The sequence below is a fragment of the Acidithiobacillus sp. TH-A36 genome, assembly GCF_057473445.1.
The window spans coordinates 1-1199 of record NZ_JBYCKP010000119.1; the positions used below are offsets into that span (position 1 = coordinate 1).

Genomic DNA, 1199 nt, shown 5'->3' on the forward strand with positions numbered 1-1199 from the left:
GAATCATGCGCACCTGATTGTTGAAGGCATTGAAGGTCAACAAGCCGAGCATGGCGATGAACAGGCCGGAGGCGGTAGATACCAGCGCATCGGCAACCCCCCCCGTGACCTGCATGGGCGCATGACCAGGCTGGGCCAATACCGAAAACGCATGAAACATACCGATGATGGTCCCGAACAGACCCAGCAGCGGGGCCAGGGTAATAATGGTGTCCAGCAACCACAGGCGACGATCCAGTTTCGGCGCGATGACCAGTACGCTTTCTTCCAGGCGACTGGCGAGGGCTTCGTCTTTTACCTGACCACTATGAGCAGCAGCGGTGCGCAACAGGGTGGCTTCGGGTAAGTCTCCGGCATCTTCGGCCAGGGTATTGAGCGCTTCGCGGTCGAGGCGGCCATGACGTCCCAGTTCCTGAACGAAAACCAGACCACGCAGAATGGTCCGCCGCAGGTACCAGAAGCGATCCACGATCACGGCCAGTTCCACCAGCAGCATCAAGCCCAGTATGTATAAAACCCCATCCGAATAGTTGGCGAGATGTACGATATAACTCAGATTCATAAGTCACAGGCTCCATACCAAGCAGCAATTGAAAAGGAGGGAAAGGGATAAAATTACGTGGGCATCCAAAGAATGAGCTCGACATGGAATAAGCTGGATATTCCGCAGGCAACGCTTGATTGCCGAGTGACGAAGATACTGATAGTCACATACTGCAGTAAATCTGATTGATGTGTGTTTCATATCCGGCCCTCTATCCGTCCTGCATACGCTCACTGCAGGCTCATTCGTAGATTCCTAGACTTTAGTGACTGATAATATAACAGAGAAATGTGACACTTTTGCGAAAAATTTATGACATTTTCATTACAAAAAGGCCTATTTCGCATTTTCAAAAACAGGTGGATAATATTTGAATGGAATCTAGGAACACGCCACCGGCTGACATGTGTTGGTGGCAGAACAGACGGCTTGCCGACGGTTGAGCACCCTTTCAAGCATCTACGATTGACCAATTCTTCGTGAATTTCAGCGCCTGTATGAATCGTGAATATGACATGGCTATTGCCAAAAAAATTTTATTTTCAATAGGAATATACAAAACAATATCGCACCAAACTTGCCCACAACGTGGAGCTCCTACAGGATGACTCCCTTATATTGTTTGACACCCTGCGCCGAGCGCACACTCTCCCCC

Annotated in this window: 1 protein-coding gene; it reads right to left on the minus strand. The window is 49.9% G+C overall.

Features of this window, described 5'->3' with window-relative positions:
- The coding region (locus tag AC2VLY_RS03440; protein ID WP_486921768.1) for a MotA/TolQ/ExbB proton channel family protein at positions 1-562 on the minus strand (562 nt) is incomplete at its 3' end.
- Between the last annotated feature and the right edge of the window lie 637 nt (positions 563-1199).